Below are 18,862 nucleotides of genomic sequence, written 5' to 3'. Positions count from 1 at the left end.
AATGTTAACTAAAAATTATTTAGCAACATATGCAAAATCATTTAATTGGGCTGGTTTTTTTTTACCAAAAAAAACTTATGATAAATGTTCTGCGCTTTATGATTTTTGTAGAGAAGCAGATAATATTGCAGATGATCCAGGAAAATTAGAAGACAAAATAATTAAATTTGAAAACTTTAAGAAAGATTTTTTAAATAAAAACTTTCAAAACATTGTTATTAAAAATATTTGGGAACTTATAGATGAATTTAATATTTCAACAAAAGTAATTAATGATTTATTTGATGGGATTAATTCAGATATTAAAGAAAGAGTGGAATTAAAATCAAAAAAAGAGTTATTAATTTACTCTTATAGAGTAGCAGGTACAGTTGGTTTAATGATGGCAAAAATTTTAAAAGTTAATAAGACAAATTCCTTGAAATCAGCTATCGATCTCGGAATAGCAATGCAGCTTACCAATATTTCAAGAGACGTAATTGAAGATAAAAATAATAAAAGAATTTATATAAATGAAAATTTCAACGATATCAAATCTACCATTTCTTTATCTGAAAGATTTTATGAAAATTCTTTTTACTCAATTAAAGAAATACCTTTAAGTTTCAGATTCTCTATTTTAGTTGCAAGACGAGTCTACAGAAAAATTGGACACAAAATAATTAATAAAAATAATTTAGAAAATTATAAAAATTCTGGAAAAATTTATGTAACAAAAATTGAAAAAATTATTGAAACTTTTTCATCAATTTTTGATTTAATAATTTTAACATTTACAAATAAAAATGATAATAACATTGAACATGATCATTCATTAATTAATGAAGAGATAAATTTAAATGAAAGATTTTGATTACATAATTATCGGTGGTGGTTGTGCAGGTTTGTCTTTGGCTTATGAACTTGAAATTTCTGATAAATTAAAAAATAAATCTTTGGCTATAATTGAGCCTAGGGACGAATATAGAAGAGACAAAACTTGGTCATTTTGGAAAGTGTTTCCACATAATTTTGATGATTGTGTAAAAAAAAGTTGGGATAATTTTTCTATAAACATTCCTAATGATACAAAGTTTATTGATTGCAAGCTAACACCTTACCAATCTATAGATACTGGAAAATTTTATGACAAAATTCTTTCAAAACTTAAATTAAATGAAAATATAAAATTTTTTAAGAATATTAATGATATTGAATTATCAAATTCAATAATTTTTAACAGCGTTCCAAATTTTGAAAATAAGACAAATAATTTATGGCAACATTTTTGTGGTGTAGAAATTGAAACAGAAAAAGATTTTTTTGATGACCAAATATTTAACTTAATGGATTTTGCGTGTGATCAAAAAAATGAGGTTCATTTTTTTTACACTTTACCTTTTTCAAAAAAAAGTGCTCTTGTGGAAACTACCTGGATATCAAATTTAAGTAATGAAAATATAAAAGATTATGATAATCAAATAGATCAATACTTAAAAAACCATTTAAATATCAGAAATTATAAAATCAATTTTAAAGAAGAAGGCTCTATACCTTTATTTAGAAATAAAAATTTAAAAAAATTAAATGAAATATATATTGGATCAGCCGGTGATATGACAAGATTAAGTACGGGTTATACTTTTTTAAATATTCAGGAACACAGCAAATATATAGCAGAAAACATTGAAAATATTTCTAAGGCTAAATTGTTTAAAATTAAAAAAAAATATGATTTTTTGGACAATATTTTTTTGAAAGTTTTAAGAAATAACTCATCAGATATGGGGGAAATTTTCTTTAAAATGTTCAATAGTTCACCTAAGACTGCTATTAATTTCTTATCTAATAAAAGTAATTTTTTTGAAGATTTAGAAATAATTTTAAAAATGCCTAAATGGAAATTTTTAAAAGAATTATTTTAAATGACTAATCAATTAATTAAAAAAATTAATCTTAATCATTCATTTATATTTTTTTTACTAATTAATCTATTTTCTGTCGTGATGTTTAGATTAAATTATTTAGATATTTCATCATCAATATGCTTATTTTTAATTTTAACTATTGGAGTTTCACACGGTGCATTAGATAATATTAAAGGTAAAAAACTTCTTAAATTATTTAATTTTGAAAGAATATATATTTTCTATATCTTTTATATTTTTATAGCAGTTTGCGTCATTATTATTTGGTCACTCTTACCTGCAACTACACTGTTAGTTTTTCTTATAGTTGCAGCATTTCATTTTGGTAAAGAAGATACACAATTTTTAATAAACAAAAAATCGTACTTAATTCAATTATTATACCTTTTAAAAGGATCCCTCATAATTCTTGCCCCTCTTTTTTTTCATTTTGATGATACTGTGAAAATATTCAAATCATTACTTGTTGTTAATGAAAATTTTTATTTATTCTTAGAATTTTTAGAAGAAAAAAAGATAATCGAGATATCAATTATTTTGAGTTCATTATCAAGTATATTTTTATTTATTGATAAGTTTGAATTAAAAAAATTTACTATTTTTTTTGATTATTTCTCAATTATAATTTTAAATTACTACTTTACTCCTTTAACAGCTTTTACAATTTATTTTTGTTTTTTACATTCTGTGAGGCACTCTATTTCACTTGCGATAGACCTTGATGAAAACAATCTCCATAATGGACTAAAATTATTTATTGTAAAGGCTTTACCACTTACTCTTTTAACAATCTTTATTTCAATAATTGTATTATTTTTATTAAATGACGTTAATTATATAGATGATGCAATCTTAAAACTAATTTTTATTGGTTTGGCGTCTTTAACCTTTCCACATATATTGCTGGAATATTTTTTAGAGAAAAATGAAAAACAAACAAATTAAAATTTTACTTTCTGCTCCAAGAGGTTTTTGTGCTGGTGTTGATAGAGCTATAGAGATTGTAGAAAAATCTATTCAAAAATATGGATCGCCAGTTTATGTTAGACACGAAATCGTTCATAACAAGCATGTTGTTGATAATTTAAAAAATAAAGGTGCTATCTTTGTTGAAGAATTAGAGGAAATTAATGACAAATCTAGACCTGTTATTTTTTCTGCGCACGGTGTTCCAAAAAAAATACCAGAAGATGCCGAAAATTATAAAATGACTTATGTAGATGCTACTTGTCCACTAGTTTCAAAAGTTCATAGAGAAGCGGAAAACTTAAATAAAGCTGGTTATCATATTATTTTGATTGGACATGAGAACCATCCAGAAGTAATAGGCACTATGGGCCAATTACCTAAAGGATCTATTGATTTGGTCCAAAATGAAGCTGAAGCAATGGAGTATAAAACCAATCATAAAGAAAAATTGGCTTATATAACTCAAACAACACTATCTGTTGATGACACTAAAGAAATAATAAAAATTTTGAAAGATAGATATACAAACATTAAAGAGCCAGCAAAAGAGGATATTTGTTATGCAACAACTAATAGACAAATGGCAGTAAAAAATATTGCAAAAAAGTGTGACATGTTTTTTGTAATAGGTAGTAGAAACTCTTCAAATTCAGTTAGACTTGTTGAAGTAGCAAAAAAATCAGGTTGTCAAAATTCACAACTTTTTCATTCTGAAAGTGAAATTCCTTTTGATCAAATACAGAATTCCAATACTATTGGTATATCATCAGGAGCATCAGCACCCGAAATTCTTGTAGAAGATTTTATTAATGAATTAAAAAAAAAATTTTCTATAAATGTTGAGGAAGTAGAAATTATAAAAGAAAATGTGGTCTTTAAAGTTCCTAACAAATTAAATTAAATGGCTGTATATACAAAAATAAATCAGAGTGATATCGATATAATAAACAACAAGTTTAATATTGAAAAAATTTTAAGTTTCCAAGGAATTACTAAAGGAATTGAAAACACAAATTACATTTTAAAATCCAAAAATAAAAAGTTTATTCTCACAATTTTTGAGAAGAGAGTTCTTCCAAAAGAGATACCTTTTTTTATGAAATTAATGGATCATTTAAATGATTCAAAAATTAATTGCCCAAGACCACTTAAAACTAAAGACAAAAATTATTTAATTAAACTAAAAAATAAAACAGCCTGCATTGTCACTTTCTTAAGTGGAAAAGATAAAAAGAAAGTTAACGAAATTGATTGCTATGCTATTGGAAAAGCAGTAGCTAAAATGCATATAGTTACTAAGAAAATAAAATTTACTAGAAAAAATTCAATGGGTGTAAAATATTTAAAACCTTTACTCCAGAGTATTAAATTTAAATCAAATAAAGGATCAAATTTGAAAAAATTTTTATTTAATAATTTTAATGACATTAAAAAAAATTGGCCAAAAAAACTGCCTTCTGGGATTATACATGGTGATTTATTCGTAGATAATATTTTTTTTAATAAAAATAAGCTGTCGGGAATTATAGACTTTTACTTTGCTGCTAACGATTATTATATGTATGAATTAGCAATCTGTATTAATGCACTATGTTTTGATGAAAAAAATAAAAAATTTGTAATTAATAAGAAGAAAGTTGATAAATTAATCAAGGGATACAACGGTGTTAAGAAAATTAAATTAAATGAAAAAAACAATTTAAATATTTTGTGTAGAGGTGCTGCTCTTAGATATCTGTTAACTAGACTATATGATTATACAAATACTCCAAAAACAGCATTAATTAAAATTAAGGATCCAAACGAATATTATCAAAAACTTATTACCCATAACAATTTCAATAGTTTTAAAGATTATTTGATTTAATGATTAAAATTTATACTGATGGCTCATGTTTAAAAAATCCAGGAAATGGTGGATGGGCAGCAATAATATGTACTGATAATGAGGTGAAAAAAATAAGTGGAAGTGAAAAAGATACAACAAACAATAGAATGGAATTAATGGCGACAATCAATGCATTAAAAGAGGTAAATTCTAAAGATTTTATAGAAATCTACACAGATTCTAAATATGTTAAAAATGGAATTACTGATTGGATCCACAATTGGATTAAAAATAATTGGAAAACATCTAATAAAGAAGACGTTAAAAATAAAGATTTATGGGTTCAATTGCATGATTTGAATAATAATTCTAAGATTAAGTGGAACTGGGTTAAAGCTCATGCTGGAAATCCACTAAATGAAGAAGTTGATTTATTAGCTAAAAAAGCTGCAAGTCTAGATTAATTTAAAGAAATTTTCTGCTGCTGAGATTTCACAAGATCCTGTATCTGCTTCTTCCTGAAGTTTAATAACCTTCATGTTATCAACAAACATCGTGTATCTATTGGATCTAATTCCTAAACCTCTGCCACTTTTATCAACATCTGCACCAATTTCTTTTGTGAAATTAAGAAATGGGTCACCAATCATAACAATTTTTTCACCTACATTATTTTGTTTACCCCAAGCATTCATCACAAAGGGATCATTTACTGAAATACAAATTATATGGTCAATACCTTTTTCTTTATATTGATCATGCATCTTAATATATCCTGGTAAATGTTTAGCAGAACATACAGAAGTATATGCTCCAGGTAGTCCAAATATTATAACTTTTTTGTTTTTTAAAAACTCTTCTATATTTTTTTTTACAGGCTCTCCATCTTGAAGAACAAAAATTTCTGAATTTGGTAGGTTATCGTTTTCTTTTATTTTCATTTGGATCTATCTTTAATATGTTCTTTTACTTTTTCAATATCATTTTCGAGAATATCATAATTTTCTTTCTCATTTAATATAAATTGAAGTTCATTTGGTAACTCAGCTTTAATATTTATAGCACTTTGAATTGCATCAGGAAACTTACATGGATGTGCTGTTGCTAGCGCAATATTATTACCATTGAGATTGTGTTTATCAAAAGCTCCATAACCAATTGCAGTATGAGGGTCTAAAACAATATTAAATTCTTGATAAACAGACTTAATAATATCAAGTGTTTCTGTCTCGCTCATTCTTGCTGATAAGAAATCTTGATTAATTAAATTTAACTTTTCTTTATCAATTGAATATTTTCCTTCTTCTTTAATTTTCATCATGTCTTTTGATGTTTGTTCTGAATTCTTATCATTCAAATCAAAAATAAGTCTCTCAAAGTTACTTGCAATCTGTATATCCATACTAGGAGAAATAGTTTCGGAAACAGTTTCAGCCTCGTAATTACCGTTTGAAATAGCTCTGTGGAGAATGTCATTTTGATTTGTTGCAACAATCAATTTATTAATGGGCAAACCCATTTTTTTGGCTAAATAACCTGCGTAAACATCTCCAAAATTCCCTGTGGGAACAGAAAAATTAGTGGGTTTAGTGTGATCTTCAATGAGATAATAGCTGTAAAAGTAATAAACACATTGAGCAATAATTCTTGCCCAGTTGATTGAATTTACACCTGACATATTAATATCTTGAGAAAATTTTGTGTCTGAAAACATTGATTTAACTAAGTTTTGGCAGTCATCAAAATTTCCTTTAATAGCGATATTAAATACATTTTCATGTTTTCCAGTAGTCATGATTTTTCGCTGAACAGAAGAAACTCGATTATCAGGATGTAGTACAAAAATATTTAAATTTTCTTTTCCTTTTATTGCATCTATAGCTGCTGCCCCTGTATCTCCAGATGTGGCAACTACAATATTAATTTTTTCTTTTTGCTTGCTTAAATAAAATTCATAAAAATTTCCAAGAAGTTGCATAGCAACATCCTTAAAGGCTAGTGTTGGGCCATGAAATAACTCTAAGACTGATCGATCTCCTATTTTTATGAAATCAATTACATTTTCTCTCCTAAAAACAGAATAAGATTTATCAATTATTTTAGACAGTTCATCTTTATCCATAAAATTTCCTATAAAAGGAAAAATAATTTTTTTTGCTAAATCTGAATAATTAAGTGATCTCAATTCTTGAATTTCTTTTTCACTATAGTTTGGAAGTGAACTGGGAATGAACAATCCCCCATCATCAGCAAGACCTTTGATAAAAACATCCTTAAATTCGTAAGTTTTAGAAGTATCTCTAGTGCTGACGTATCTCATTTAATAATTTTTTTTTCTAAAATATAGATATATTAAAAGGATTGAAATCGCCATCGAAAACCAAGTAATTGCGTACTTTTTGTGATTGTTTGAAATTTTAGCAGTAATCACTCTTGGTCTTGGGTTTTCGTAGTTACCGTTTAAATAAATAATATATTTTGAAAAGTTTTTTCCTGTAAATTTTAAAATATCTTCCCGATCTAGTGTGAACCAATAATTTTTATCTACTTCATTCTTGGGTTTGAATGAGCTTGATTTTGATTGAAGCATTAAAGTACCAATAATATTTTTTTGATCAACAATATTGATTTCTGGTTTGTTTTTATTATCAAAAGATATCCAGCCTCTATTAATTAAATAATCTTCATTTCCAACTTTAATTGGGTTAATAACTTCAAATCCAGGTTTACCAGTTTCGTTAAGATTATAGAGATAAATTTGTTTTTCAAAATCAATTTGTCCTGATGTTTTAATTCTTAAATAATTTTTTTTTTCTACATTTTGAAGTTCAACTGGATCAATCTTTAAAGAATTTTCAATTTGATTGATTAGATCTAATTTCCAACTCAATCTATACAATTGCCAAAAGCCTAATGACAATAAAACTAAAATTATAAAATAAACGAAAACTGAAAATAGAAACTTATTCTTCAAGGATTAAATATTAACTTCCCCAAACGTAGATAGCTGCAAACAAGAATAACCAAACAACATCAACAAAGTGCCAGTACCAAGCAGCTGCCTCAAAACCAAAGTGGTGTTCTTTCGTAAAGTGACCCAATCTTCCTCTCCATAAACAAACAGCAAGAAAGATTGTTCCCACAATTACGTGGAAACCATGAAAACCTGTTGCCATATAAAATACTGCACCATAAATATGTCCTGAATAATCAAATGTAGCATGATGATATTCGTAAGCCTGTAATAAAGTAAAAAAGAAGCCTAGTGCAACAGTTGCTGTTAATCCTTGAATAAATCCCTTTCTATCGTCTTCTAATAAAGAGTGGTGAGCCCAAGTTACTGTAGTACCAGATAATAATAAAACTAGTGTATTGATTAATGGAATGTCCCATGGATCAAAAGTTTCTATGTCTTTTGGAGGCCAAACATTTCCAACAAACTCATTTGGGAACAAACTTATATCAAAATATGCCCAAAACCATGCAACGAAAAACATAACTTCAGAAGCAATAAATAACGTCATTCCATATCTATGATGGATTTGAACAACTGGAGTATGGTGACCTTGATGTTCAGCTTCAATCACAACATCTCTGAACCACATATAAGCTGCATAAATCACAAGAGCCAACCCTAAATACATTCCCCAAGATACATCATTGTGCATATAAAAAATTGCTCCAATAGCTAGTACCAAGCATGCAAAAGATGTAAATATAGGCCAAGGACTTGGGTCTACTAAGTGATAATCATGTTTTTTTTCAGCTGACATATTTTTTAATTATGATTGTTTATAATAATCTGTCGAGAAAAAAGTATACGACATAGTTACATCCTGTAAGTTTTTAACTGTTGGATCATTTACCAGTTCTGGGTCCAAATAAAAAGTCATAATATAAGTTGCCTTCTCACCAGCTTTAAGTTCCTGTTTTTCAAAGCAAAAACAGCCTAATTTACTATAATATTTACCAAAACTTGCAGGCGAAACGTTGAAACTAGCAACTCCATAAGTTGTTTCGTCTCCATAGTTCTCAACCTCAAACTCAATTCTATTTACCTGACCAACCTTAACATCAATGACATTTGATTTAGCCTTAAAATCCCAAGTAAGATTGTTTACATTCGTATCAAATCTTACACTTACAACTTTATCTAAAACTATTTTCGGGGCTTCTTTAGATACTTGGGTTGTTCCTCCAAAGCCAGTTACACGACAAAAAAGATCATACAAGGGCACTGCCGCAAAAGATAAACCTAACATTAAACAAAAAATACCTGCTAGAAGTAATGGAGTTAATGTTTTGCTCTTAATCATATCTGCCTATCAAATACGCCAACGTTATATAATGTAAAAACAAACAAAAAAACCATAAAAGCTAAAATTGCTAAAGCAGTAATAATATTTTTTTTCTTTGTTTTTTTATCGGGTGTTATCATAAAATTTTATCTATTAAGAAAAATACAAAAACTAAAAACAAATATAATATTGAGTATCCAAAAATTGTTTTTGCTTTTTTTGCATCAAACTTGTTCTTCTTAAATTTGTAAAGTTCAAAACATAAGTAATTATAATAAATTGTCAAAATTAATGATGGAATTAAAAATACTAGACCAACAAAATTAATTGCATATGGAAAAACAATAACTGGAAGCATTATTAATGAATAAACAAATATATTTAATTTTGTGCTTTCAACACCATTAGTCAATGGAAGCATTGGAATTTTTGCTTTTTTATAATCATCAGATTTATACAAACTTAGCGCCCAAAAATGTGATGGTGTCCAAAAAAAGATAATTAGAAAGAAAGTTAATGGCTCAAGTGAAAGTGAATTAGTAGCTATAGTCCAACCAATTACAGGAGGTAGTGCTCCTGCAGCTCCTCCTATTACTATATTTTGCGGCGTTTTTCTTTTAAGCCAAACGGTATAAACCAGCACATAAAACAAAATTGTAAATAACAATAAAGCTGCTGAGACTGTATTTGCAAAATAATCTAAAGCAACAACAGAAAATATTGATAAAGCGATACCGAAAATCAAAGCTTGGTTTTTATTAACCTTCCCAGTTGGTATAGGTCTTAAACAAGTCCTAGTCATTAATGCATCTAAATCAGACTCGTACCACATGTTTAACGCTCCAGCAGCACCAGCTCCAATAGAAACTAAAATAATTCCAATTATTGCATCTTTTGTTGGAATAATATTTGGCGCCATTAACAATCCAACTGCACAAGTAAAAATTACAAGAGACATTACTCTTGGCTTCATAAGTTTAAATAACTCGGAGAAATTGAAAACGTCTTCTTGACTTAAATTTCTATTTTTTAACTTAGACTTAATCATTTAATTTTAGACAAAAAATCTAAATACTTTTTAAGTAGTAGATTTTTCTGCACTCTCTTCATCTTCAAACTTCGGTAATTCATCAAAAGTATGAAAATTTGGAGGAGACGGTACTGTCCACTCTAAAGTTGTTGCTCCTTCACCCCAAGGGTTTTGGGCCGCAGCTTTTTTCTTATAAAACGCATAAATTAGATTTGCGAAAAATACTCCTAAACCAATTACAGAAATATATGATCCAATTGAAGATATATAATTCCAACCAGCAAATGCATCTGGATAGTCTGCATATCTTCTAGGCATCCCCGCTAAACCTAAAAAGTGTTGAGGGAAGAAAATTAAGTTTACACCAATAAATGTTAACCAGAAGTGTAATTGACCTAACCATTCTGAATACTCGTAACCACTCATTTTTCCAAACCAGTAATAAAAGCCTGCAAAGATTGCGAACACCGCACCTAAAGATAATACATAGTGGAAGTGAGCTACTACATAGTAAGTATCATGCATTGCTGTATCTACACCTGCATTTGCAAGAACTACACCTGTAACTCCACCAACTGTAAATAAAAATATAAACCCTAAAGCCCAGACCATAGGTGTCTTAAATGATATTGAACCACCCCACATAGTTGCAATCCAAGAAAATATTTTAATTCCCGTCGGAACAGCAATGATCATCGTCGCTGCTAAGAAATAAGCTTTAGTATCTGTACTTAAACCAACTGTATACATGTGGTGAGCCCATACAACGAAACCAACTATTCCAATTGCTACCATTGCATATGCCATACCTAAATATCCAAATACTGGTTTTCTTGAGAATGTTGAAACAATATGACTGATCATTCCAAAACCTGGTAAAATTAAAATGTATACTTCAGGATGACCAAAGAACCAGAATAGGTGTTGAAATAACACTGGGTCTCCACCTGTTTGAGCATCAAAGAATGCAGTTCCAAAATTTCTATCTGTTAATAGCATTGTGATTGCACCTGCTAATACTGGAAGTGATAAAAGTAATAAGAACGCTGTAACTAAAATTGACCAAGCAAATAAAGGCATTTTATGCAATGTCATACCTGGAGTTCTCATGTTTAAAATTGTAGTTATAAAGTTTACCGCTCCTAAAATTGAAGACGCTCCTGCTAAGTGTAAACTTAAAATTGCAAAGTCCATTGCTGGACCAGGCTGTCCTGCTGTAGATGATAAAGGAGGATAGATTGTCCATCCACCACCAACTCCAGTTTGACCTGGAGGGCCATCCATAAATATAGACATAATTAATAAAATGAATGAAGTTGGTAGTAACCAAAATGAAATATTATTCATTCTTGGGAATGCCATATCAGGTGCACCAATCATGATTGGTACAAACCAATTTCCAAAACCACCAATCATTGCTGGCATAACCATAAAGAAGATCATGATTAAACCATGACCTGTTACTAAGACATTGTATAAATGATAGTTTCCACCCAAAATTCCATCACCTGGATGCATCAATTCCATTCTCATTAAAACTGAGAATGCAGTTCCGATCACACCTGCAACAATTGCAAATATAAGGTACATTGTACCTATATCTTTGTGATTAGTTGAATACGCCCAACGTTTCCAACCAGTTGGTGTATGATGATCGTCGTGTGATGCAGTTTGTGTATACATATTATTTACTCGCTAGTTTTTTAAATTGATCTTCTTCATTAATTTCTTTTGCAAATTTTATTTTAGCCCCAGTAAGCCATTCTTGATATTCTTCCTCAGAAACTACTCTTACTGTAATAGGCATAAAAGCATGTTTAATTCCACAAAGCTCAGAACATTGTCCGTAATAAGTTCCAACTTCTTCTGCTTTAAACCATGTTTCATTTATTCTTCCAGGAACTGCATCTCTTTTAACTCCAAAAGACGGTAAAGCCCAAGCGTGCAAAACATCATTTGCAGTAATTAAAACTTTAACTACTTTATTTACCGGAACAACTAATTCATTATCTACAGCTAATAATCTAGGCTGATTTTCTTTTAAATCTTTATCTTCGATCATGTAAGAATCGAAAATAATATTTTCATCTGGATACTCGTATCCCCAGTACCATTGGTAACCAATTGCCTTAACTGTTACATCTGCTTTTGGTATTGAATCTTGTTTATACAAAATTTTAAATGATGGAACAGCCATCACGATTAAAATTAAACATGGAATTAATGTCCATAAAACTTCTACAGCAACATTGTGAGTTCTTTTTGAAGGAACTGGATTTGCTGATGCTCTAAATCTGATACATGCATAGACCATCAAAAATAAAACGAAAACGCTTATCGCAATTATGATTGGTAGCAACAATTTATCATGAAAATTAACTATATCTCTCATAGACTCTGATGCTGCTTTTTGAAAACCTAATTGCCAATCTTTTGGCTGGTTGGCAAACGCAACTGCAGGAGTTAAAATTGATAGAATTGTTATTAAAATTTTTTTCATTTTTTTACCCTATATAGAACGTCTTCAAAAAAATTACACTTTAGTTTTCGCGACAAAATATCAATTTATGGCGTATTTTATTATCGATATAGCTGAAATTACTGCTGTTTCAGATCTCAATATATTCTCATTAATTTTCAATGGTTGAACTCCACTAAATTTGAGAATCTCAGCCCTTTCCTCTTCAGAAAAATCTCCCTCTGGACCTATAATTACACATGTAGGTTTATCTGTAACCTTATTTAAATCTATTCTGGTATTTTCAGAATTTAGATCAGTAAAAATTAAATCAACTTTATTGTTATTTAAAAAATCATCTAATGATTTTGGGTCTTCAATATCTGGAACATTAATTCTATTTGATTGTTCTGATGCTTCAATAATTATTTTCTCTAATCGCTCTTTATTAATCCTACGAACAATCGTTCTATCAAATATTATGGGAATAAACTTTGTAACACCTAACTCAGTTGCTTTTTGAATCATAAAGTTAAAGTAATTTGATTTAATTGGAGAAAATGCCAACCACAATTCTTTAGAATTTTCTTTTTGTCTTAATTGTTTTGTAACATTAAATTCAACAATACCTTTTGAGATATTTAAAATTTTTGCTTCCCATTCACCACTACTGTTAAATAAAGAAAAAATTTCATTTTCTTTAACTCTCATTACTTTGTTTACATAATGTGATTGAGATTTATCAAGTGTATCAATTAAATTATTAGATAAACTTTTAGAAAAATATAATCTAATGTTACTCATAATATTAAATTAGTTTATGAAAAATATTAAAGCAATAATTTTTGACGCTTATGGCACTTTATTCGATGTAAATTCAGCAGCAGAAAAATGCAAAGATAAAATTGGTGATAAGTGGGAAGCTTTTGCAAATTATTGGAGAACCACACAATTAGAATACACTTGGCTTAGAAGTTTAATGAAAAGACATAGAGATTTTTGGCAAATCACTGAAGACAGTTTGGATAAATCAATGAGTGTATTTAAAATAGATAATTCAATGAGGGATGAATTGTTAAATCTATATAGAATTCTCTCTCCTTTTGAAGAAGTTCCAGAAGTATTAAAATCTTTAAAAGAAAAAAATTTTAAACTAGCAATACTTTCTAATGGTACACCTTCTTTATTAAATGAATTAGTACAAAGTAATAAATTAGACAATTTATTTAATGATATTTTTTCTATCGAAGAAGTTGGTGTTTTTAAACCTGACTCTAAAGTTTATGATTTACCAATAAAAAAATATAAAATTGAAAAAAATGAAGTTGCTTTTTTAAGTGCAAATACTTGGGATGTATCTGGAGGAGGAAACTATGGATACAATTCTATATGGGTAAATAGAAATAATAATATCTTTGATAAACTTGATTATTCACCACAAAATGAAATTAAAAACTTAAATGGTCTACTTGATATAACTAAGTAGATAATTATATCAGCACTCATGAAATCAATTGAAGTAACAAAAATTATAGATCCTATTCCAGCTTCGGATGGTGCGGGAGTAAAATTAAAAAGAAGTATTGGTGTTGAACCAAATTATTTTGATCCTTTCTTAATGCTAGATGAATTTGGATCTGAAAATAGCGAAGATTATATTGCTGGTTTTCCCCCTCACCCACATCGAGGAATTGAAACTGTTACATATATGCTCGCTGGAGATTTTGAACATAAAGATAGCACTGGTGGTGAAGGAAGAATGACTGCAGGTGATGTTCAGTGGATGAAAACAGGAAGTGGAATTATTCATTCAGAGATGCCAGCTATGAAAGAAGGAAGACTTCATGGCTTTCAATTATGGATTAACATGCCTGCTAAATTAAAAATGAGTAAGCCTGAATATATTTATATTGATGCTGATAAAATGAGTGTTCATAAAGATGATGAAAAACAAGTAAAAGTTATTGCAGGTAAATTTGAAAATGCTGAAGGACCTGTAAAAGGTCATAATGTGGAACCAGTTTATTTTGATGTAGAATTAAATAAAGATAAAGAGTTTAATTTTAATATTCCATCAACTCACAATACATTTGTTTATTTAATTGATGGCGAAATTGAAATCGGCAGTGAAAAACATGATAATGTTAAGAATAGTACTTTAATATTACTAACAAAAGGTGAAGAGCTTAAAGTAAAAGCAAAAACAAACACTAAATTTCTCGTGATATCTGGAAAGCCAATAAATGAGGAAATTGCAAGAGGTGGTCCTTTTGTGATGAATACTAAAGCAGAAATCTTGCAAGCAGTACAAGATTATCATAATGGTACATTTGTAAAATAAATTATGAATTCAGTAATAGTATCAAAAGCAGGTGGACCAGAAGTTTTAGAATATAAGGAACTTAAACTTGAAGATCCAAAAGCTGATGAGGTGATGATTAAAAACCATGCTATTGGTTTAAATTATATTGATACTTATCATCGATCAGGACTTTATCCATTAACTCTACCCTCTCCAATAGGTCTAGAGGGAGCTGGAGAAATAACTAAAGTTGGTTCAGAGGTAAAAGATTTTAAAGTTGGAGATAAAGTTGCATACTGTGCAGCTCCTCTTGGTGCTTACGCAACTCATAGAAACTATCCAACTAAAAACTTGGTAAAAGTCCCTGATAGTGTTGATTTAGAAACTGCAGCAACTTTAATGACAAAAGGGATAACTACTTTTTATCTTTTACATAAAACTTATCCTGTAAAATCTGGAGAAGATATTTTATTCCATGCAGCAGCAGGTGGTGTTGGTCAAATTTTTGGACAATGGGCTAAAAGTTTAGGATGCAATGTTATTGGTACTGTCGGTTCAGATGAAAAAATAGAAAATGCAAAACAAAATGGCTACGACCATGTGATTAATTATAACAAAGATAATTTTGCTGAAAAAGTAAAAGAAATTACTGAAGGAAAAGGATTGTCTGTTGTCTATGATGGAGTTGGAAAAAATACCTTTAATGGTTCTATTGAATGTTTAAAATTAAGAGGAATGTTGGTTTCTTTTGGAAACGCATCAGGACCTTTAGATCCAGTTAACGTTGCAAAATCGATACAACCAAAAGGGCTTTATTTAACAAGACCAAGCATTATGCAGTACACAACTACAAGAGAAGAGCTAGATGAGGCTGCAAATAAAGTTTTCGAAATGGCATCAAGTGGAAAAGTAAAAGTAAAAATTTCAAAAAAATATTCTCTAAAAGATATTGCTCAAGCTCATAAAGATTTAGAATCTAGAGTTCTTACTGGACCAGCAGTAATACTTCCCTAGTTTACGTCTACATCCATATCAGACATATGGAGTTTAAGTGCATTCGTTGAAATTTGAATTTCTCTAATAAAAAAAATAATTGATATAATCATAGATAAACAACAAGAACCAAAAATTACTCTAGCAGCAAAAACTTCATCTAAGTAAAGTGCAAAAACTGTAAGCATATTAAATAGGAAGCCAAATGAGGCAAATAAAATTGTCCATCTGAGAAGAGTTATTCTTCCACTTAAATTAATAAACTGCTTCTTCCATTCTGGTGGAATATGTTTTTCATAAACATGCTCATCATGAAGTTGACGAATTAAGATACTAAGAGAATGAAATCTGTTGCTATAAACACTCATAAGTAACGGAATAGCTGGAAACATTAAAGCAGTGACTGTGTAATCTATATTCATACGAATCAATTTGATTATGAAACTACCCTTTGTTATTTACAAGTAAATTATTATGAACCAAATTAAACTTTTTATTGAATTAACAAGATTGACAAAACCGATTGGTTACATGCTCTTGTTTTGGCCTTGTGCTTGGGGCTTAACTTTAGCTTATGATTTTTCTGAGAATTTAAATAAATATTTTTTTTATTTAATTTTATTTTTTTTAGGTTCAGTTTTAATGAGATCAGCTGGCTGTATTGTGAATGATATTCTAGATAAAGAGTTTGATGCAAAGGTATTTAGAACAAAAAATCGACCAATCGCCTCTGGTAAAATTTCAATAAAACTAGGATTATTTTATGCTTTAATTCTTTGTTCATTGGCTTTCTTGGTTTTAATTAATTTTAATTTTTTTACTATTATTTTAGCTTTAGGATCAATGCCGCTTGCATTTACATATCCTTTGATGAAAAGATTTACATATTGGCCTCAACTTTTTCTAGGAGTTACATTCAATTATGGATTAATACTTGGATGGACTGCTATCAAAGGTGATCTAGAAATAGTACCAATACTATTTTATTTTGGAGCCATATTTTGGACATTAGGATATGACACAATTTATGGTTTCCAGGATATTCAAGATGATGAAATTATTGGATTAAAATCAACTGCAATCAAGTTTAAAGGAAATGCAAAAAAATTTTTATTCGTATGTTATTCTTTTTTAATCATTCTATTTGCCAGTGGTGGATATTATATGAATTTAAATTTAAGCTATTATGTTTTAGGTACAATTCCTTTGATACATCTACTCTTCTATCAAATGAAAAACTTTAATTATACAGATCCCTCGAGTTGTCTATCAGTATTTAAAAGTAACAATATGTTTGGAATATTAGTTTTATTAAATATTTTAATTGCAAAATTATTATAATGAAAAATTCTGAAATATATAAAAGATTATATAAAGACTATTCTAAAAAATTTTTAGATAAAATATTTATATCAGTATTTTTTTCAGTTTTAGTTGCTGGGAGCACATCTGCAATTGCTTGGCTATTAGATCCTGCAATTAAAAAAATCTTTATTGAAAAAGATCAATCATTAATTTTTTTGATACCAATAGCGATAATAATTGCTTTTACCACAAAAGGTCTTTCTCTTTATTTTGCAAAAGCAACAATGATTAGTGTGGGTGAGAATATTAAAAAAAATTTGCAATTTGATATGGTTAAATCTTTAATGATTACCGATACACAGATAATTGATAAAAAACATTCTGGAAAATTTATTTCAAACTTAATTTATGATGTTAATCATATTACATCATTATTAAGTAACGCTATATTAACCTTATTTAAAGATTCTTTAACTTTAATTGGTCTATTGATTGTGATGTTTACCCAAAATTGGAAACTTTCACTAATCTCAATTATTATGATTCCTCTTGCGAGTTTGTCTGCCAAAACATTGGGTAAGAGAATGGGGAAAATAGCCACGGAAGCTCAAGAAAAATCTGGTTATTTAACAAAATTTTTAGTTGAATTATTTAAAAATCATAAATTAATAAAAATATTTCAAAAAGAAGATGATGAAAATTTAAAAGCAGATAAATTTTTAGATGATCTAAAAGAAAAAAATAGAAAAATTCAAACAGTTTACATTAGAATTTCGCCAATAATGGAAACCTTGACTGGCATAATGATTGCAATTCTAATTTTTTATTCAGGAATTTTAATTGCTCAAGGGGAAATTGATATTAATAATTTTTTTTCATTCTTAGCAGCAATGATGTTAGCCTACCAACCAGTAAGAGCGCTTTCTACTTTAAACTTAACTGTTAAACAGGGTTTTTCAGCAGCAATGAGAATTATTCCAATTATAGATAATAAGAATACAATTGTAGATGCTAACGACGCAAAACCATTAAATCAGAAAAATTCTGATATAAGATTTATCAATTTAAGTTTTGCTTATGAAAAAGAAGAAAAAAAGGTTTTGGAAAGTATAAATTTAAATTTTGAAGGTGGTAAAATGACCTCGCTAGTTGGTCACAGTGGATCAGGAAAATCAACTATATTAAATCTTATCCCAAGATTTTATAATGCTGATGATGGTGATATACAAATTGACGGTCAATCTATTTACAAAACTAAAATTAAATCTCTCAGAGAAAATATCTCTTTAGTCAGTCAAGAAACTACACTTTTTGACGACACAATATTAAATAATATTAAATATTCTAATGAAAATGCTTCAGACGAGGAAATATTTAAAGTTGCAGAACTATCAAATTGTGCCGATTTTATAAATAAATTACCAAATAAATATGAGACTATAATAGGAGAAAACGGTGTAAGGCTTTCTGGTGGAGAAAAGCAAAGAATTGCTATTGCAAGAGCAATGATGAAAAAAAGTACAATAATATTATTAGATGAGGCAACATCATCTTTGGATAGTGAGACAGAAACAAAAATTCAAGAAGCCCTAAAAATTCTTACAAAAAATAAGACAACGATAGTTATAGCACATAGACTTTCAACTATTTTAAATTCAAACAAAATTTATGTAATAGACTCTGGTAAAGTTATAGACAGTGGAAAGCATGAAGATTTAATGACTAATTCCAAATTATATAAAAACTTTTATGAGAAACAAATTCAAAAATAA

Annotated in this window: 21 protein-coding genes; 11 read left to right on the top strand and 10 right to left on the bottom strand. The window is 28.6% G+C overall.

Translation table 11 applies throughout. The annotated features are described in order from the left end of the window. Nucleotide 1: 1 nt before the first annotated feature. The 6 genes from ACTTBE_RS06810 to rnhA are packed head-to-tail and all read left to right on the top strand — an operon-like array spanning nucleotide 2 to nucleotide 5,168. Nucleotides 2–853: a phytoene/squalene synthase family protein gene (locus ACTTBE_RS06810; RefSeq protein ID WP_440677700.1), complete on the top strand. Its 852-nt coding sequence runs from the start codon at nucleotides 2–4 to the stop codon at nucleotides 851–853. Continuing rightward, a complete protein-coding gene (locus ACTTBE_RS06805) occupies nucleotides 840–1,904 on the top strand; it encodes a lycopene cyclase family protein (RefSeq protein WP_440677699.1) in 1,065 nt (354 codons plus the stop codon). Before ACTTBE_RS06810 ends, ACTTBE_RS06805 begins: the two co-directional genes overlap by 14 nt. Further along, nucleotides 1,905–2,852 carry a Brp/Blh family beta-carotene 15,15'-dioxygenase gene (locus ACTTBE_RS06800; RefSeq protein WP_440677698.1) on the top strand — a complete coding sequence of 316 codons (948 nt, stop codon included), beginning with the start codon at nucleotides 1,905–1,907 and terminating at the stop codon, nucleotides 2,850–2,852. Then, nucleotides 2,833–3,777: a 4-hydroxy-3-methylbut-2-enyl diphosphate reductase gene (ispH, locus tag ACTTBE_RS06795; RefSeq protein WP_440677697.1), complete on the top strand. Its 945-nt coding sequence runs from the start codon at nucleotides 2,833–2,835 to the stop codon at nucleotides 3,775–3,777. Before ACTTBE_RS06800 ends, ispH begins: the two co-directional genes overlap by 20 nt. Next, nucleotides 3,778–4,743, top strand: coding sequence for a homoserine kinase (locus ACTTBE_RS06790; protein WP_440677696.1), 966 nt, complete (start codon nucleotides 3,778–3,780; stop codon nucleotides 4,741–4,743). Next, nucleotides 4,743–5,168 (top strand): ribonuclease HI, encoded by a 426-nt coding sequence (rnhA, locus tag ACTTBE_RS06785; protein WP_440677695.1) that lies wholly within the window; start codon nucleotides 4,743–4,745, stop codon nucleotides 5,166–5,168. The genes ACTTBE_RS06790 and rnhA overlap by 1 nt, the downstream gene beginning before the upstream one ends. Here rnhA and ACTTBE_RS06780 read toward each other — a convergent pair. The 9 genes from ACTTBE_RS06780 to ACTTBE_RS06740 all read right to left on the bottom strand — a co-directional run bounded on the left by ACTTBE_RS06780 (nucleotide 5,160) and on the right by ACTTBE_RS06740 (nucleotide 13,294). Further along, nucleotides 5,160–5,645 (bottom strand): peroxiredoxin, encoded by a 486-nt coding sequence (locus ACTTBE_RS06780; protein WP_440677694.1) that lies wholly within the window; start codon nucleotides 5,643–5,645, stop codon nucleotides 5,160–5,162. The genes rnhA and ACTTBE_RS06780 overlap by 9 nt on opposite strands. Continuing rightward, on the bottom strand, nucleotides 5,642–7,024 hold the full coding sequence (gene thrC, locus ACTTBE_RS06775; RefSeq protein ID WP_440677693.1) for a threonine synthase: 1,383 nt from the start codon (nucleotides 7,022–7,024) through the stop codon (nucleotides 5,642–5,644). The genes ACTTBE_RS06780 and thrC overlap by 4 nt, the downstream gene beginning before the upstream one ends. Next, complete coding sequence (locus ACTTBE_RS06770; RefSeq protein ID WP_440677692.1) at nucleotides 7,025–7,678, bottom strand: SURF1 family protein; 654 nt, start codon at nucleotides 7,676–7,678, stop codon at nucleotides 7,025–7,027. It abuts the gene before it with no gap. Between the two features lie 10 nt (nucleotides 7,679–7,688). Then, on the bottom strand, nucleotides 7,689–8,477 hold the full coding sequence (locus tag ACTTBE_RS06765; RefSeq protein ID WP_440677691.1) for a cytochrome c oxidase subunit 3: 789 nt from the start codon (nucleotides 8,475–8,477) through the stop codon (nucleotides 7,689–7,691). Nucleotides 8,478–8,486: 9 nt separating this feature from the next. After that, nucleotides 8,487–9,020, bottom strand: a complete 534-nt coding sequence (locus tag ACTTBE_RS06760; RefSeq protein ID WP_256998103.1) for a cytochrome c oxidase assembly protein — start codon at nucleotides 9,018–9,020, stop codon at nucleotides 8,487–8,489. 118 nt (nucleotides 9,021–9,138) lie between these two features. Further along, nucleotides 9,139–10,050, bottom strand: a complete 912-nt coding sequence (cyoE, locus tag ACTTBE_RS06755; RefSeq protein ID WP_440677690.1) for a heme o synthase — start codon at nucleotides 10,048–10,050, stop codon at nucleotides 9,139–9,141. A gap of 30 nt (nucleotides 10,051–10,080) precedes the next feature. After that, nucleotides 10,081–11,715, bottom strand: coding sequence for a cytochrome c oxidase subunit I (gene ctaD / locus ACTTBE_RS06750; protein WP_075506423.1), 1,635 nt, complete (start codon nucleotides 11,713–11,715; stop codon nucleotides 10,081–10,083). 1 nt (nucleotide 11,716) lies between these two features. Continuing rightward, a complete protein-coding gene (gene coxB, locus ACTTBE_RS06745) occupies nucleotides 11,717–12,532 on the bottom strand; it encodes a cytochrome c oxidase subunit II (RefSeq protein ID WP_428080982.1) in 816 nt (271 codons plus the stop codon). Nucleotides 12,533–12,592: 60 nt separating this feature from the next. Next, nucleotides 12,593–13,294 carry an RsmE family RNA methyltransferase gene (locus ACTTBE_RS06740; protein ID WP_440677689.1) on the bottom strand — a complete coding sequence of 234 codons (702 nt, stop codon included), beginning with the start codon at nucleotides 13,292–13,294 and terminating at the stop codon, nucleotides 12,593–12,595. A 16-nt stretch (nucleotides 13,295–13,310) separates the two neighbouring features. On the opposite strand from ACTTBE_RS06740, the gene ACTTBE_RS06735 reads away from it, so the two are divergent. Genes ACTTBE_RS06735 through ACTTBE_RS06725 form a run of 3 tightly spaced genes read left to right on the top strand, consistent with a single transcriptional unit; the run spans nucleotide 13,311 to nucleotide 15,806 of the window. Beyond that, nucleotides 13,311–13,976: a haloacid dehalogenase type II gene (locus tag ACTTBE_RS06735; protein WP_440677688.1), complete on the top strand. Its 666-nt coding sequence runs from the start codon at nucleotides 13,311–13,313 to the stop codon at nucleotides 13,974–13,976. Nucleotides 13,977–13,994: 18 nt separating this feature from the next. Continuing rightward, complete coding sequence (locus tag ACTTBE_RS06730; protein ID WP_440677687.1) at nucleotides 13,995–14,831, top strand: pirin family protein; 837 nt, start codon at nucleotides 13,995–13,997, stop codon at nucleotides 14,829–14,831. A gap of 3 nt (nucleotides 14,832–14,834) precedes the next feature. Beyond that, nucleotides 14,835–15,806, top strand: a complete 972-nt coding sequence (locus ACTTBE_RS06725) for a quinone oxidoreductase family protein (RefSeq protein ID WP_440677686.1) — start codon at nucleotides 14,835–14,837, stop codon at nucleotides 15,804–15,806. Here the strand turns inward: ACTTBE_RS06725 and ACTTBE_RS06720 are convergent. Further along, nucleotides 15,803–16,207, bottom strand: coding sequence for a DUF2721 domain-containing protein (locus ACTTBE_RS06720; protein WP_075506429.1), 405 nt, complete (start codon nucleotides 16,205–16,207; stop codon nucleotides 15,803–15,805). The genes ACTTBE_RS06725 and ACTTBE_RS06720 overlap by 4 nt on opposite strands. Before the next feature lie 52 nt (nucleotides 16,208–16,259). Between ACTTBE_RS06720 and ubiA the strand changes: the two genes are divergently transcribed. Further along, on the top strand, nucleotides 16,260–17,126 hold the full coding sequence (ubiA, locus tag ACTTBE_RS06715; RefSeq protein ID WP_440677685.1) for a 4-hydroxybenzoate octaprenyltransferase: 867 nt from the start codon (nucleotides 16,260–16,262) through the stop codon (nucleotides 17,124–17,126). Next, the gene (locus tag ACTTBE_RS06710) at nucleotides 17,126–18,862 is read left to right on the top strand and encodes an ABC transporter ATP-binding protein (RefSeq protein WP_440677684.1); all 1,737 of its coding nucleotides are present in this window, start codon (nucleotides 17,126–17,128) and stop codon (nucleotides 18,860–18,862) included. Before ubiA ends, ACTTBE_RS06710 begins: the two co-directional genes overlap by 1 nt.

The organism is Candidatus Pelagibacter sp. HIMB1587, from assembly GCF_052047775.1.
Taxonomy (GTDB): domain Bacteria; phylum Pseudomonadota; class Alphaproteobacteria; order Pelagibacterales; family Pelagibacteraceae; genus Pelagibacter.
The sequence above is the reverse complement of the archived record's forward strand: the minus strand, read 5'-3'. Positions and strand labels throughout refer to the sequence as shown.